Consider the following 14,549-nt stretch of genomic DNA (forward strand, 5'->3'; position numbering starts at 1 on the left):
CCTAGGCGACGGCGGCCTTGTCTTCGGCGGGCTCTCTCGCGACGGCTCTGGTCGTCGCGCCCTCTTCGCCGGCTCCCTCGGCCTCCGGCGGTCTGGCGCCCTCGCGCGCCCACGGCTCATCGAACTCGACGCGCCATCTGCCCTCGGGCGTCTGCATCAACGCCAGGCGCGAGCGGAACGATCTGCCGGCGCGGCTTCTGAAGCCGGTGACGGGCTTCTCGGTTCTGCCGGTGCGGATCAGCTCTCTCGCGATCGCGCCGGGGAGCGTCTTGCCGGCCTTCGCCTTCCAGATCACGAAGCCGCAGCCGGGATCCTCGCGCGCCCAGCAGGAGTAGCCCTTGCGGTTCTCCATGATGTCGTGGCCGCAGACGGGACAGGGACCGAGGTTGGCGCGCGGGATCCGCACGTCTCTGAGCTTCGCGTCGAGCTCCTCGATCGTCCCCTCGGCGAACTTGACGATGTCGCCCATGAACGCTCTGCGCGAGTCGGTCCCCTGCTCGATCTTCGCGAGCCGGTGCTCCCAGTCGCCGGTCAGCGACGGCGAGGTCAGCGGGTGGCCGTCGAGCAGTCTGATGACGTTGAGGCCCTTCTCGGTCACGACCAGGGCGCGGCCGTCGCGCTCGATGTAGCCGACCTGCAGCAGGCGCTCGATGATCGCGGCGCGGGTCGCCGGCGTGCCGATGCCGGAGTCCTTCATCGCCTCGCGCAGCTCCTCGTCGTCGACGAGTCTGCCGGCGGTCTCCATCGCGGCCAGCAGCGAGCCCTCGGAGTAGCGCCGCGGCGGTCTCGTCTCCTTCTGCTCGGAGCGGATCTCGCGCGTCGCCACGTCCTCACCCTGCTCGAGCTTCGGCAGCTGCTGCTCGCGGCCCTCGTCCTCCTCGCCCTCTCTCGGCTCGGCGTCGGCCGACTCGCCGTACACGCCGCGCCAGCCGGGCACGAGCATCACCTTGCCGCGTGTGCGGAAGACGTGGCCGGCGACCTCGGTCTCGACGGAGGTGTTCTCGAACTCGGCGTCAGGGTGGAAGACGGCGAGGAAGCGACGTGCGACGAGGTCGTAGATGCGGCGGTCGTCGTCGCCCATTCTGTCGACCGGGTGGGGCGCTCTCGTCGGGATGATCGCGTGGTGGTCGGTGACTCTGGCGTCGTTGACGACGCGCGCCAGCGGCAGCACGTCGAGCCCGAGCACGTATCTGGCCCCGGCGGCGTACTCGCTGCGCTGGCCGACGATCTCTGCGATCGGCTTGATCTCCGGGACCATGTCGGTCGGCAGGTAGCGCGAGGCGGTACGCGGATAGGTGAGCGCCTTGTGCTCCTCGTAGAGCCGCTGGGCGGCGCCGAGCGTCCGTCTGGCGGAGAAGCCGAAGCGCGAGTTGGCCTCGCGCTGGAGCGAGGTCAGGTCGAACAGCAGCGGGACGCGCTCTCTGCGCTTTCTCTTCTCCAGCTTGGAGATGACACCGTCGGTGCCACGGCATGCCTCGACGACGGCGGCCGCGAACTCGGCCGAGCCGATCCGCGGCCCTCTGCCGTCGCCGCTGCCGGCGGCGACGTGGAAGCGGCCGTCGTAGACGCGCTCCCCGTCGGCCGCGAAGGTCGCGTCGACGGTCCAGTACGGCTCCGGTCTGAAGGCGCGGATCTCCTCCTCGCGGCGAGCGAGGATCGCCAGCGTCGGCGTCTGCACACGGCCGAGCGAGACGGCGCCATCGAAGGAGGAGCGCAGGCGGATCGTCGCCGCGCGCGTCGAGTTCATGCCGACGATCCAGTCGGCTTCCGAGCGCGAGCGCGCCGCGTCCTCGAGCGAGCGCATCTCGCTGCCGTCGCGCAGCTGACCGAAGGCGTTTCTGATCGCCGTCTGCGTCATCGAGGAGAGCCACAGGCGCTGCACGGGCAGTCTCGAGCCGGCCTTCTCGTACAGGTAGGCGAAGATCAGCTCGCCCTCGCGGCCGGCGTCGCAGGCGTTGATGACCAGTTCGACGTCGTCGCGGCCGAGCTGGCGCTTGACGACGTTCATCTGTCTTCTGGAGCGCTCGTCGCGCACGACCAGTCTGAACTTCTCCGGCACGATCGGCAGATCGGCCATCCGCCATCTCTTGAACTTGTCGTCGTACTCGTCGGGCTCGGCGAGCTGGACGAGGTGGCCGACCGCCCACGTGAGGATGTGGTCGGGGCCTTCGAGGTAGCCCTCGCCTCTTCTGAACGGGCCGGGCAGGACTCTGGAGAGGTCTCTGCCGACGGAGGGCTTCTCGGCGATGACGAGCGTCTTCGACATGGGCCGGGAGCGTAGCGCCCTCGGCAGCGGCCCGCGCTCAGCGTCGGATCAGCGCGCGCAGGGGCCGCTGGAGACCGTGGCGCCGCGGCGCGCCTGCGCGAGCGCGTCGGCGACGATCGCATTCGGCACGCCGTAGCCGCCGGGCTCGCCGCTCGTCGTCGCCGCGAAGACGGTCGTCAGCACGCGTCCGCCGGCGTCGACGACCGGGCCGCCGGAGTTGCCGCTGCGGACCGTCCCGCGCAACGTCGTCATCGAGCGCTGTAGCGGGCCGTTGCCGTAGGCGTCGTCGGAGAGCACCGTGCGCGTTCTCCCGATCCGCGCCGCGCGCACGTCGAACGGCCCGTTCAGCGGGTAGCCGAGGATCGCCCCGGCGGTGCCGCTGCGGGGCGTGTCGGCGAGCGCCAGCCCCGGCGCGTCGAGCGACGGCACGCGCAGCACCGCGACGTCGTTGCGGGCGTCGAAGTGGACGACGGAGGCGTCGAGCGACGGCTCGTCGCCGCCCTCCTGCACGATCGTGTCCTCCTGGCCGGCGACGACGTGGGCGTTCGTGACGACGAGCCCGTCGCCGGCCGCCCAGCCGGATCCCTCGACACCGAGACCGCAGGCGCTGCCGAGGATCCGCACGACGCTCGGCGCAGCCGCGCGCACCCCGGGCCGGTCCAGCACCTCGCGCGATGGCGGCTCGACGTCGGCGCCCGGCCCCTGCAGCGTCGGCAGCGGGTCGAAGCGGGCGAGCGCGTTGAGGATCGGCCCCGACGGCGGCAGCGCCTCGTTGAGCCGTCTCAGCACCGCCGAGCGCTGCACCTCGGCGCGCAGGTCGCGGATCCCCGGCGTCTGCAGCACGACGGCGCCGGCGATCCACACCAGCCCGAGCGCCACCGCGGCCGTCAGCAGGGCCCCGAGGGCGCCGTCGAGCACGCCGAGACCGGGCACCCGCAGGACCCGCCGCAGCTTCATCCCGAGCGTCTCCAGCCCGCTCGACAGCAGTCCGCCGACGAGCAGCGCACCAGCCAGCGCGAACAGCGCCGCGTACGGCGAATGCGAGCCGTCGGGCAGCAGCAGCGGGCCGACGCGGGCGCCCAGCACCGCGCCGAGCCCGAAGCCGGCGAGCGACAGCGCGCCGACGATGAAGCCGCGCATCCAGCCGAAGAACGCGAAGAGGGCGACGAGCCCGACGATGACCCAGTCGATCGTGGTCACGAGCGCCACAGCATGACGGGTGCGGCCGCTCGGCCGGCCTCCGCCGCGTCACACCGCAACACCCGGGTTTCCGGTTTTCGCTCCGATGATCTACCCTCCGCCTGCACGTGGAGGCAGGCAGCCGGTATGGGGGCGCGCGGCAACATCGACCGTCGCGATACAACGCCGCAGATGTCGAGCGGCGGCGCCGCCTGCTGCGCCGACTCCTGCCGACGGTCGCGATCGTCGCGATCATCGCCCTCGCGATCGGCCTGATCGCCGGCCGCGACCCCGGTCGCGCCGAGCGCGACACCGTGCAGAAGTTCGCCGCGCTGTGGGTCAGAGGCGACTACAGAGCGATGTACGCGCTGCTCGACGAGAGATCGAGAGCGGCCGTCCCCCAGGCCGAGTTCGAGGCCGCCTACCGCGAGGCGGCGGCGATCGCGACGACCCGCTCGCTGACCGCCGGCACCGCCAGATCGCAGGAGGGCGGCGTCGTCCCGATCGCGCTGTCGGTCCGCACGCGCGTCTTCGGGACCGTCCACGGGATCCTCGACGTGCCGGTCAGCAAGGAGGGCGACGAGGCGCGGGTCGCCTGGCAGCCGTCGCTCGTCTTCCCGGACCTGCAGCGAGGCGAGCAGCTGACGCGTGAGACCGAGCTGCCGGAGCGCGGCACGCTGCTGGCACGCGACGGCGCCGTGCTCGCCAAGGGCGCCGACCGCACCAGCGACATCCCCGACGTCGCCGGCCAGATCGTCGGCCAGATGGAGGCGATCCCGGAGGCGGAGCGGTCGCTCTACCGCGCGCTCGGCTACCCCGACAACGCCCAGATCGGCGCCTCCGGGCTGGAGCGGATCTTCCAGCAGCAGCTCGCCGGCGTGCCGGGCGGCCGGCTGCTCGGCGGCTCACGCGTGCTGGCGAGATCGGAGCCGCGCCCGGGCGGCGAGGTGAAGACGACGATCGACCCGGAGATCGAGCGCTCGGCGATCTCGATGCTCGGCGGCCGCTACGGCGGGATCGCCGCGATGGACCCGGCGACCGGCGAGGTGCTCGCGCTCTCCGGCGTCGCCTTCTCCGGCCTGCAGCCGCCCGGCTCGACCTTCAAGATCGTGACGCTCGTCGGCGCCCTGGAGGAGGGGATCGCGAAGCCGACGAGCGAGTACCCGGTCGTCAGCGAGGCGCTGCTCTCAGGCGTTCCGATCCAAAACGCCAACGGCGAGTACTGCGGCGGCACGCTGGTCGCCTCCTTCGCCCACTCCTGCAACTCGGTCTTCGCCCCGCTCGGCGCGAGACTGGGCCCGCAGAAGCTGCTCGACGTCTCCGAGCGGTTCGGCTTCAACGAGGACCTCGGGGTCCCCGGCGCGGCCGTCTCGACGGTGCCGCCGGCGGCCGAGATGGGCGACGACCTCAACGTCGGCTCGACCGCGATCGGTCAGGGCCTCGTGCAGGCGACGGCGTTGCAGATGACGCTGGTGGCGGCGACGATCGCCAACGACGGCAGGCGGCCGGTGCCGACGCTGGAGCTGGGCGCCAGACCGCGCTTCGTGCGCGTCACCTCGCCGAGAGTGGCGCGCGAGGTCGCGAAGATGATGGACGCCGTCGTCAGCGAGGGAACCGGCACCGCCGCCCAGATCGACGGCGTCACGGTCGCCGGCAAGACCGGCACGGCGGAGCTGCGCAGCACCGTCGCGCCGGAGGACGGCGAAGACGTGCCCGACCACCTGACCGACGACATCCCCGACACCGACGCCTGGTTCGTCGCCTACGCGCCGTCTGACAGACCGCGCGTGGCCGTCGGGGTGCTGTTCACCGAGGCCGGCGCCGGCGGCGACGTCGCCGCTCCGGCCGCGCGCGAGGTGATGGTCTCCTCGCTGCAGCGGACGAGATAGCGGGCCTCCCCGCTTCTCGCTCCTCCCCGCCTCTCGCTCCTCCCCGCCTCCCGGCCTCCCGGCCTCCCGGCCGGAACGTCCCCACAACGACGAACGCCCCGGCGCGAGGCCCGGGGCGTTCGGAAGACTTCTGCCGCGTGTGCGGCAGTTCTTACATATCCAGCTGGACCGTGGATGCCTCGCCGCCCTCGGTGGGCGTGATCTCCAGCTCGACCGGCGAGTCCTGGTAGATCGTGTGCGGCACCTTGAAGAGCACGAGCGAGCCCTGGATCGGGCCGGAGCCGGAGGCGCTGTCCGGGTCGGGGAGGAGCGGCTGGCCGTTGCCGCCCGCCTCCTCGATCACGCGCGCCGAGTACTTGAAGGGGTTGCTCTCGTCGAGCTCGATCGGCTCGTACTCGTTGCCCGAGGCGTCGAGGACCTTGATGTCCTCGGTCGACTCGTGCGGCGTGTCGGTCGTGTTCTGGGCGCGAACCCAGACGCCGAACCACTGGTCCTCGGCGGACAGCGACGCCTCGGCCGGGTCGACGCCCTCGAGGTACTGGCGGTCGTCGACGGCGTCGGGGTTGAGCGCGCGGCTGATCTGGACCTGGTAGACGAGGTTGCCGGCCTGGACGTTGACGGACTCGTTCTCCCCGTGGGTGACCGGTTCCGTCTGGTTGTAGCCGCAGGCCGCGAACGTCAGCGACACGAGCAGCGCGCCGACGAGCGGTGGGGTTCGAAGAAGTCTGTTCGTCATGAGCGGTGGCGGAGTCTATCCGTCTAGCGGCCGGCGACCGTCACTCGGCCGCCGCGGTCGCGGTTCTCTTCCAGGATCGACGCGAGCCGCCGCAGCGACTTCGCCGTCTTGCGCTTCCACCAGCCGCGACTCTCGCGCAGGCGGTCGCTCGGCATGTTCGACTCGGCCTCGTAGGTGTACTCGACGCGGGTCGTGTCGCCCGGCGCGTCGGCGAGCACCCAGGTGCCCATCGTGCGGTTGCGGTTGAACTTCCCGCTGCGCCCGCGCTCGACGACGCGGAACTCCGAGATCTCGACGAGCGTGTAGTCGCCCCAGCCGAAGCGGTTGAACGGCATCTTCACGCGGAAGCGAGCGCCGGCGCCGACGCCTTCGCTGTCCTCGCGCGTCAGGTGCCAGTCCACGAGGAAGTGGTCCTTGAACTCCGGGTGGTTGGCCACGTCGCTCAGGTACGCGATGATCTCCTCGCGCGGACGGGCGATGAAGACGGTGGCTGTGACGGGCTCCATAGCGCGGCGAAGTCTAAAGGACGACCGGGCGCGAACGCCCGCTCGTGGACACCCCGGCTATGCCGCGCGGTCGGCGGTGCGACGGCGGGAGCGGCGGTTGCGCTCGCGCTCGGGGCGCTGATCGGTGATGCGCACCGTCGTGCCGTGCTCGCCGCCGTGGACGACGCGCGAGTCGACCGGCTGCTCGCGCCGCTCCCGCTTGCACAGCTCGCAGAGCGTGCGGCCACCCTCGTAGCGGTGGACGCGCTCGCCGAGCAGCGGTGTGCGATGGCAGCCGTCGCAGGTGTCGCGGCCGGCGGAGAGCGCCATCACGCTGCGCCGCAGCAGTTGACGCTCGAGGTCAGGTGACTGGAGCGAACGAAGCATGTCCCTGTTTTCGGCTTCGCGCCCGCTGCGTCCTTTTCTGACACGAATCGTGCAAGGTCGCCATGCTGACGCACCGGAACTCTGCATCGGGGCTAGAGTTTCGCTGCCCGTTGGCCGGGTAGGAGAAAAGACGCAGCGTCCCCCACTGCGGGATGGCTGCAACCATACTTCGCTCGTAACACCTGTTACTTGCGCGTTCGACTCGGCGCCCCCGCGCCGGGCCACCGCAATGGAGGTCGAAGGACATGCAGGCTCACACGTCGGGAACCCTCGCTGGCACCGGCACGTTCCGCTGCGTCGAGTGCGACTACGTGGTCTCGCTCGCCGCTGCCGACTCCCTTCCCCCCTGCCCCAGCTGCGGCGGAGCGCAGTACGTGCGCGCGTCGCTCTTCACATCCCAGAACCCATCGGCCGACACCGTCCCCGAGCACATGGAGCGCACGGCCACCGCCTGGCTCGACGGTGTCCGCACCCGCCTCGACGAGGCCGGCCAGTACCTCGCGTACGAGGAGGACGGCGAGGCGGTCGTGCACGAGCTGACCCGCGAGTGGACGCGGATCGGCCGCAGCCTCGCCGCGGACGTGCGCTTCGACGATCCAACCGTCTCGCGACGCCACGCGCTCGTCGTACGCCGCGCCGACGGCGTCCGCGTGCTCGACGACCGCAGCCTCAACGGCGTCTTCGTCAACGGCGAGCGGGTCGAGTGGCACACGCTGCGCGACGGCGACGAGCTGGTCGTCGGCAGACACCACCTGTACTTCGTCGACGTCCCGGCCGTCAGCGGGACGCGCGAGTTCTCCGCGGTCCAGCAGCCGCAACCGGCTTGAACCTGAGAGCCGCGCGCGTATAGTGCGCGGCTCGATGGCGGTCACGATTGCGGTCCTCTCCCAGAAGGGCGGCACCGGCAAGACGACGACGGTGCGCACGCTGACGGACGTCTTCCGTCGCGTCGGCCTCGCCACGCTCGCGGTCGACCTCGATCCACAGGGCAACCTGTCCGACTACCTCGACGTCGACCCGACCGCCGAGCCGACCGTCGGCGACGTGCTCGGCGGCCGCGCCGCCGCCGCGGACGCGATCCACGACGACGTCCTGCCCGCCAACCTCGGCCTCGCCGAGGCCGAGCTGACGCTCGGCGGCAAGATGGGCCGCGAGCTGACGCTCAGACGCGCGCTCAGAGACGTCAAGTCCGACTACGACGTGATCCTGATCGACTGCCCGCCGGCGCTCGGCCTGCTGACCGTCAACGCGCTCGTCGCCGCCGACTGGGCACTGCTGTCGGCCGAGGCGCAGTACTTCGCGATGCAGGGCGTCGAGCAGGCGCTCGAGGTGATCGAGCTGGCGCGCGACAACCTCAACCCCGAGCTGGAGTGGCTCGGCGTCGTGCTCAACATCGCCGACATGCGCACGCGCCACTCGCGCGAGGCGTACGACTCGCTCAGAGAGCACTTCGGCGAGAAGCTGCTGGAGCAGACGATCCGCTCCTCGATCGCGTACGCGGAGTCGGCCGAGCGGGCACTGTCGATCGTCGACTATCGGCCGGACCTCGGACTCGACTACCTGCACGTCAGCGACGAGCTGCTGAGACGGCTCGGCCTCAGAGGCGCCCGCCGCAGACTGAAGCCGCTGATCGAGGCCGCCTCCAACGGCCACGGCCCGGCGGCGTAGCGCCGGCGGCACCGGCCACGCGCCGAGCGCGCCGGCGCGCCACCGTCGCACCGTACTCTTGAGGGAGCCGATGTCGCCGCTCCCCCGCCCCATCGTCGTCCGCGCGATCAGCGTGGCCACCGCGCTGTCGCTCGCGGCCGTGCTCGCCGCCTGCGGCGGCGACGACCCCGTCGCCGAGGCGCTCCAGCAGCAGACCGTCACCGTCCAACTGCCGACGACCGGCACCCCCAGCACGGCGCCGGCGCAGCAGGCCGCGCCATCAGGCGCGGCAGGGGCCGCTGACGCGGAGGCGGAGACGGATGCGCCCGCGACCGCCGTCGAGCCCCCGGCGGGCGGCAACGAGCCCGCCGCGGCCGCCGCGCCCGGCGGCGCGCAACCGGCCGCCGAGGCGTCGCCACCATCCCGCACAGCCGCCGCCGCGGCCGCCCCGCAGCAGACCGTCCACCTGAAGCGATCGACGGCCCTGCGCGACGCCCCCGGCGGCCGCGTGATCGGGCGGCTGCGGCCGAGAACCGAGTTCGACTCGCCGACGGTGCTGGCGATCGTGCGCCAGCGCGACGGCTGGCTCGGCGTGCTGACGCCGCAGCTGCCGAACGGCCGCATCGGCTGGATCTCCGCGCGCGCGACGCTCGAATCGCACCGCAGCGGCTACCGGATCGACGCCTCGCTGAGCCGCCGCGAGGTCGTCGTGCGCCGCAACGGCCGCGTCGTGCAGCGCTTCCCGGTCGCGATCGGCAGCGAGGGCACGCCGACGCCGACCGGTCGCTTCGCCGTCACGGACAAGCTGCTGACGCAGTCCTCCTCATCGCCCTACGGCTGCTGCATCCTCGCGCTCAGCGGCCATCAGACCGCGACGCCGCAGGGCTGGGGCGGCGGTGACCGGATCGCGATCCACGCGACCAACCTGCCGGAGACGATCGGCACGCGCGCCAGCCTCGGCTGCCTGCGCGCCCCGACCGAGGCGATCCGCAGAGCGGTCAACACGGTCCCCTTGGGGACCATCGTCACGATCCGCGCCTGAGCGGGCGCTCAGCCGAGCGCGACGACGTCCGCGCCCTGCGTCTCAAACGGGACGCGAAACACTCTCGCCCAGCCGGCGGCGCGGGCGCGCAGCGCCTCGGCGACCGCGGCGGTCTGCTCGTAGTGGCTCCAGACGAGCACCGTCGGGCCGGCGCCGGAGATCGTCGCCCCCAGCGCGCCGAGCGAGCGCGCGTCGCGGACCAGCTCGGCCGACTTCGGGTAGAGGTGGGCGCGGTGGGGCTGGTGGAGACGGTCGTCGAGGCCGCGGCCGACCAGCTCCCAGTCGCCGCGCGCCAGCCCGAGCGTCAACAGCGCGACGTGCGCGACGTTGTGGACGGCGTCGCCCATCGGCACCTCCGCCGGCAGCGCGGCGCGCGCGGCGGCCGTGCGGACGGCCTCGTGCGGCACGACCAGCAGCCCCTCCAGGCCGGTCGGCGGGTCGATTCGCGTGACCTCGCCGTCGGCGCAGATGACGACGCCGCCGTAGAGCGCGGCGGCGACGTTGTCGGGATGACCCTCGACCTCGCAGGCGAGTTTGAAGACGTCGGCGTCGAGCTCGAAGAGGTGGTCGGCCGCCGTCAGGCCGGCGACGATCGCCGCGGCGCTGGAGCCGAGCCCGCCGGAGAGCGGTATCTCCGATCTGATGCGGAAGGTGAAGTCGGTCGACGGGTGCAGCCGCTCGAAGGCGCGCACGCAGAGGTTGCGGCGGTCTCTGGCGATGTCGAGGTCGGTCTCGATCGCGAAGCGGCCGGTCTCGACCACCTCGACCTCCAGCCGCAGCGACAGCGCGGCCGCCAGCACGTCGAAGCCCGGCCCGAGGTTGGCCGAGGAGGCGGGGACGCGGACGACGCGGCGGCGATCCATCGCGCTGCTCCCCGCGCTAGCCGAGGACGGCGCTTTCGACCGCCGTCAGCGTCGGCTCGCACGGCAGCACGCCGCCGACCTGGTCGAGCGCGGTGTCGGGATCCTTCAGGCCGTGGCCGGTGCAGACGCAGACGACGCGCTCGGCGCCGCCGGCGCCGTGGACCATCAGCCCGGCGACCGAGGCGGCCGAGGCCGGCTCGACGAAGACGCCCTCTCTCGACGCGAGGAAGCGGTACGCGTCGAGGATCTGCGCGTCGGTCACAGCTCTGACGGCGCCGTGCGAGGAGGTCATCGCGTTCATCGCCTCCTCCCAGCGGGCCGGGTTGCCGATCCGGATCGCGGTCGCGACCGTCTGCGGGTTGGCGACCGGCGCCCCTTCGACCAGCGGCGCCGCGCCGGCGGCCTGGAAGCCGAACATCGCCGGCTTCTGGTCGACTTCGTTGAAGCCCTTCCAGTACGCGGTGATGTTGCCGGCGTTGCCGACGGGGATGCAGAGGGCGTCGATCGCGCCGAGCTGCTCGAAGATCTCGAAGGCGGCCGTCTTCTGCCCTTCGAGGCGGTATCTGTTGACCGAGTTGACGAGCGCGATCGGATGACGGTCGACGACCTCGCGCACGAGCTTGAGCGCCTCGTCGAAGTTGCCGTTGAGCGCGATCACGCGCGCGCCGTGCATCAGCGCCTGCGCCAGCTTGCCGGTCGCGATCCGGCCCTCGGGCACGATCACGACGCAGCGCAGACCGGCGCGCGCGGCGTAGGCGGCGGCGCTGGCGGAGGTGTTGCCGGTCGAGGCGCAGATGACGGCCTCCGCCCCCTCGCGCACGGCGGCCGAGACGGCGCACGTCATCCCGCGGTCCTTGAACGAGCCGGTCGGGTTGAGCCCCTCGAACTTGATCCAGACCTCGGCCCCGACGCGGTCGGAGAGCGTCGGAGCGTGGATCAGCGGCGTCGAGCCCTCACCGAGCGTGACGACGGGATCGTCGGCGGCGAACGGCAGGCGGTCGCGGTAGCGCTCGATCAGACCGACGCTCATGCTGAGAACTCCTCCTCGATGACGCGGATCGCGCGCGGATCGGTCCGCAGCGTCTCCAGCGTCGCGATCTGCTCGATGGCCGCGAAGAAGCGCGACTCCAGGATCGGGTGGACGACCATCACCAGCCGCGCGTTGTCGCCCAGCCCCTTCTGCACGACCGACTTGACGGAGATCCCGTGCTCGCCGAGGACGCCGGTGATGCGCGACAGCACGCCCGGCTCGTCGACGACCTCGAGGTGCAGGTAGAACGACGAGACGACGTCGGAGACGATCTCGAGCCTCGCGCTCGTCTCCGGCGTCGAGGCCGGCGGGATCATCGCGCTGACGACATCGCCGAGCACGGCGCTGGCCGTCTGCGGACCGCCCGCGCCGGGGCCGGACATCGTGATCTCGGTGATCGCCTCGGACTCGACCGTGACGGCGTTGAAGGGGCCGTCGATCGAGGCGAGCGGGTGGCGCGCGTAGAGGAAGGCCGGGTGGACGCGCACCGAGATGCCGCCGTTGACGCGCTCGGCCGTGCCGATCAGCTTCAGGCCGAGGCCGAGGTCCCTCGCGTACTCGAGGTCGTCGGGGCCGATCCGCTCGATCCCCTCGTAGACGACCTGATCGAGGTGGACCGGCGTGTCGAAGGCGAGGCGCGCGAGGATCGCCATCTTGGCGGCGGCGTCCTTGCCGTTGACGTCCTCGGCGGGGTCGGCCTCGGCATAGCCGAGCCGCTGCGCCTCGGCGAGCACGTCGGCGTACGGCGCGCCGGTGCGCGCCATCTCGCTGAGGATGAAGTTGGAGGTGCCGTTGACGATCCCGTGGATCCGCTCGACGTGCGCGGCAGCGAGCGACTCCTGCAGCACGCGGATGACCGGCACGACGCCGGCGACGGCCGCCTCGAAGCGCAGCTGCACGCCCTCCTCGCGGGCGATCGCCCACAGCTCCTCGCCGTGCTGGGCGAGCAGCTGCTTGTTGGCGGTGACGACGTGCTTGCCGGCGCGCATCGCGCGGATCACGTAGTCGCGCGCCGGCTCGATCCCGCCGATCAGCTCGGCGATCAGGTCGCTGTCGGCGAGGATCTGCTCGAAGTCGCCTCTGGAGCGCGTCAGCACGCCGCCGATCTCCGGCTTGAGCCCGGTCACGTGCGCGATCTGCGCGGCGCGCTGCGGCAGCAGCTCGGCGAAGGCGGCACCGACGGTGCCGTAGCCGAGCAGCCCGATGCGGAACGGCGTCGGCTCAGACGTCACGGGCTGCCAGATCGTCGTAGGTCTCGCGCCGGACGACGACGCGCGCGTCGCCGTCCTTGCAGAAGATCACGGGCGGTCGGGGGATCCCGTTGTAGTTGTTCGCCATCGCGTGGCCGTAGGCGCCGGTCGCGGGCGTGACGAGCAGGTCGCCGGCCTTCGGCTCGTGCAGCGGCACGTCGCGCACGATCACGTCGCCCGACTCGCAGTGCTTGCCGGCGACGTGCGCTCTCTCGCCCGTGCCGGCGAGCGCGGCGCGGTCGGCGAAGAACGCCTCGTAGACGGAGCCGTAGAGCATCGGGCGGAGGTTGTCGGACATGCCGCCGTCGACCCCGACCCACGTCGAGACGTTGCGCTTGATCGTCTCGACGGTGTAGATCGTGACCGTCGAGTTGGCGACCAGCGAGCGGCCCGGCTCGATCAGGATTCGCTTGTCGCGGCCGAGGATCTCGTGCAGCGCGCTGATCTTCGTGTCGATGTAGTCCTCGATCGCCGGCGGCTGCTGGCCGGCGGTGTAGGCGACGCCGAGGCCGCCGCCGAAGTTGTACGTCGGGAAGTCCCCGAGCGTCGCGAGCGCCTCGACCGCCGGGCGGTATGCCTCCAGCGACAGCAGCTGCGAGCCGATGTGCATGTGCAGGCCGACGAGGTTGAGGCTGTTCGATCTGCGCAGCCGCTCGATCGCGAGCCTCGCGTCGTCGAGCCCGAAGCCGAACTTCGAATCGGCCTGGCCGGTCGAGATCTTCGCGTGCGTTCTGCCGGCGACGCCGGGCGTGACGCGGATCAGCACCGCCTGGTGGACGCCGCGGTCGGCGGCGACCCGCTCCAGCCGATCGATGTCCATGAACGAGTCGAGCACGACGTGGCCGACGCCGGCGTCGATCGCCTGCTCCAGCTCCGCCAGCGACTTCGCGTTGCCGTGCAGGTAGATGCGGCTGGCGTCGAAGCCGCCGCGCAGCGCCAGGTGCAGCTCGCCGCCCGAGGCGACGTCGCAGACGAGCCCCTCCTCGGCCAGCAGCCGGTAGACGGCGGTGCACGGGAACGCCTTGGAGGCGAAGAGGACGTCGAAGTCGTCGTGCCGGGCTCTCAGCGCCTCGACGAAGGCGCGGGCGCGCGTGCGGATGTCGTCCTCGGCGACGAAGTAGGCCGGCGTGCCGAACTCGCGCGCCAGCTCGACGGCGTCGCAGCCGCCGATCTCGAGATGTCCGAGGTCGTTGATGCTGCTGCCGAGCGGAAGCACGTTGGAGAGCTGTTGAGTCGCGGCCATGGCCGGCGTGATTATGCCGGCTCGCGCCATCCGCTCGCGCCGCGGTCCGCAGGTGCGGTCGTCGCGGTCGCCCGCGGGGCTATCTTCTCGCGCCGCCGAGCAGGCCGCCGACGACGTCGCCGGTCCCTCTCAGCACCCCGCCGACGACGCCGGTCGTGCCTCTCACGAGGCCGCCGACGGCGCCGCCGGTCTGCGCGACGGTGTCGCCGACGCCGGGCGCGACCTGGTTGACGACCTCGCCGACGGGATCGGTCACGCCCTGCACGGTCTCGTCGAGCGCCGCGCCGGTCTGCGTGACGGTCTGGTCGAGCGCTCCGGTCGTGCTGCTGACGGTGTCGCCGAGGTTGCCGGTCGGCGCGGTCGTGCCGCCGTCGGCGCCGGGCGCGCCCGGCGCGCCGTTGCCGCCGGATCCGCCGTTGCTGCCGCCGGTGCCACCACCGCTTCCGCCGCCGGATCCGCCGCTGCCGCCGCCGTCGCTGGCCGTGCCGCCGGCAGGCCCGCCGTTGCCGCCCGCACCGCCGTCGCCGCCCGC

At 72.1% G+C, this 14,549-nt stretch carries 13 protein-coding genes and 1 pseudogene; 4 read left to right on the plus strand and 10 right to left on the minus strand.

Annotated elements, in window-relative coordinates; all coding sequences use genetic code 11:
- Position 1: 1 nt before the first annotated feature.
- Together R7226_RS07640 and R7226_RS07645 are read right to left on the minus strand one after the other, a co-directional pair.
- Complete coding sequence (locus R7226_RS07640; RefSeq protein WP_318596458.1) at positions 2-2,266, minus strand: type IA DNA topoisomerase; 2,265 nt, start codon at positions 2,264-2,266, stop codon at positions 2-4.
- Positions 2,267-2,314: 48 nt separating this feature from the next.
- Entirely contained in the window at positions 2,315-3,466 is a 1,152-nt protein-coding gene (locus tag R7226_RS07645; RefSeq protein ID WP_318596460.1) for a MarP family serine protease, read from the minus strand.
- A gap of 107 nt (positions 3,467-3,573) precedes the next feature.
- Between R7226_RS07645 and R7226_RS07650 the strand changes: the two genes are divergently transcribed.
- Positions 3,574-5,334, plus strand: coding sequence for a penicillin-binding transpeptidase domain-containing protein (locus tag R7226_RS07650; protein ID WP_318596461.1), 1,761 nt, complete (start codon positions 3,574-3,576; stop codon positions 5,332-5,334).
- 151 nt (positions 5,335-5,485) lie between these two features.
- Here the strand turns inward: R7226_RS07650 and R7226_RS07655 are convergent, their stop codons facing one another.
- The 3 genes from R7226_RS07655 to R7226_RS07665 are packed head-to-tail and all read right to left on the minus strand — an operon-like array spanning position 5,486 to position 6,942.
- Positions 5,486-6,070 carry a hypothetical protein gene (locus R7226_RS07655; RefSeq protein WP_318596463.1) on the minus strand — a complete coding sequence of 195 codons (585 nt, stop codon included), beginning with the start codon at positions 6,068-6,070 and terminating at the stop codon, positions 5,486-5,488.
- 23 nt (positions 6,071-6,093) lie between these two features.
- Positions 6,094-6,576 carry an SRPBCC family protein gene (locus tag R7226_RS07660; RefSeq protein WP_318596464.1) on the minus strand — a complete coding sequence of 161 codons (483 nt, stop codon included), beginning with the start codon at positions 6,574-6,576 and terminating at the stop codon, positions 6,094-6,096.
- Positions 6,577-6,633: 57 nt separating this feature from the next.
- The gene (locus R7226_RS07665) at positions 6,634-6,942 is read right to left on the minus strand and encodes a hypothetical protein (protein WP_318596466.1); all 309 of its coding nucleotides are present in this window, start codon (positions 6,940-6,942) and stop codon (positions 6,634-6,636) included.
- Positions 6,943-7,187: 245 nt separating this feature from the next.
- Between R7226_RS07665 and R7226_RS07670 the strand changes: the two genes are divergently transcribed.
- The 3 genes from R7226_RS07670 (at position 7,188) to R7226_RS07680 (ending at position 9,631) form a co-directional block, all read left to right on the plus strand.
- Positions 7,188-7,769, plus strand: a complete 582-nt coding sequence (locus tag R7226_RS07670; protein WP_318596468.1) for an FHA domain-containing protein — start codon at positions 7,188-7,190, stop codon at positions 7,767-7,769.
- Between the two features lie 34 nt (positions 7,770-7,803).
- A complete protein-coding gene (locus tag R7226_RS07675; protein WP_318596470.1) occupies positions 7,804-8,610 on the plus strand; it encodes a ParA family protein in 807 nt (268 codons plus the stop codon).
- Between the two features lie 70 nt (positions 8,611-8,680).
- Complete coding sequence (locus R7226_RS07680; protein WP_318596472.1) at positions 8,681-9,631, plus strand: L,D-transpeptidase family protein; 951 nt, start codon at positions 8,681-8,683, stop codon at positions 9,629-9,631.
- 8 nt (positions 9,632-9,639) lie between these two features.
- Here R7226_RS07680 and thrB read toward each other — a convergent pair whose 3' ends face one another.
- The 5 genes and pseudogenes from thrB to R7226_RS07705 form a co-directional block, all read right to left on the minus strand.
- Positions 9,640-10,494, minus strand: a complete 855-nt coding sequence (gene thrB, locus R7226_RS07685) for a homoserine kinase (protein WP_318596474.1) — start codon at positions 10,492-10,494, stop codon at positions 9,640-9,642.
- A gap of 16 nt (positions 10,495-10,510) precedes the next feature.
- The gene (gene thrC, locus R7226_RS07690; protein WP_318596476.1) at positions 10,511-11,524 is read right to left on the minus strand and encodes a threonine synthase; all 1,014 of its coding nucleotides are present in this window, start codon (positions 11,522-11,524) and stop codon (positions 10,511-10,513) included.
- Positions 11,521-12,756, minus strand: coding sequence for a homoserine dehydrogenase (locus R7226_RS07695; RefSeq protein ID WP_318596478.1), 1,236 nt, complete (start codon positions 12,754-12,756; stop codon positions 11,521-11,523). The genes thrC and R7226_RS07695 overlap by 4 nt, the downstream gene beginning before the upstream one ends.
- Positions 12,746-14,017: a diaminopimelate decarboxylase gene (lysA, locus tag R7226_RS07700; protein ID WP_318596480.1), complete on the minus strand. Its 1,272-nt coding sequence runs from the start codon at positions 14,015-14,017 to the stop codon at positions 12,746-12,748. The genes R7226_RS07695 and lysA overlap by 11 nt, the downstream gene beginning before the upstream one ends.
- A 79-nt stretch (positions 14,018-14,096) precedes the next feature.
- Positions 14,097-14,549: pseudogene (locus R7226_RS07705) on the minus strand (hypothetical protein); the annotation flags it as partial.

Source organism: Conexibacter stalactiti (assembly GCF_033542075.1).
Lineage (GTDB): Bacteria > Actinomycetota > Thermoleophilia > Solirubrobacterales > Solirubrobacteraceae > Conexibacter > Conexibacter stalactiti.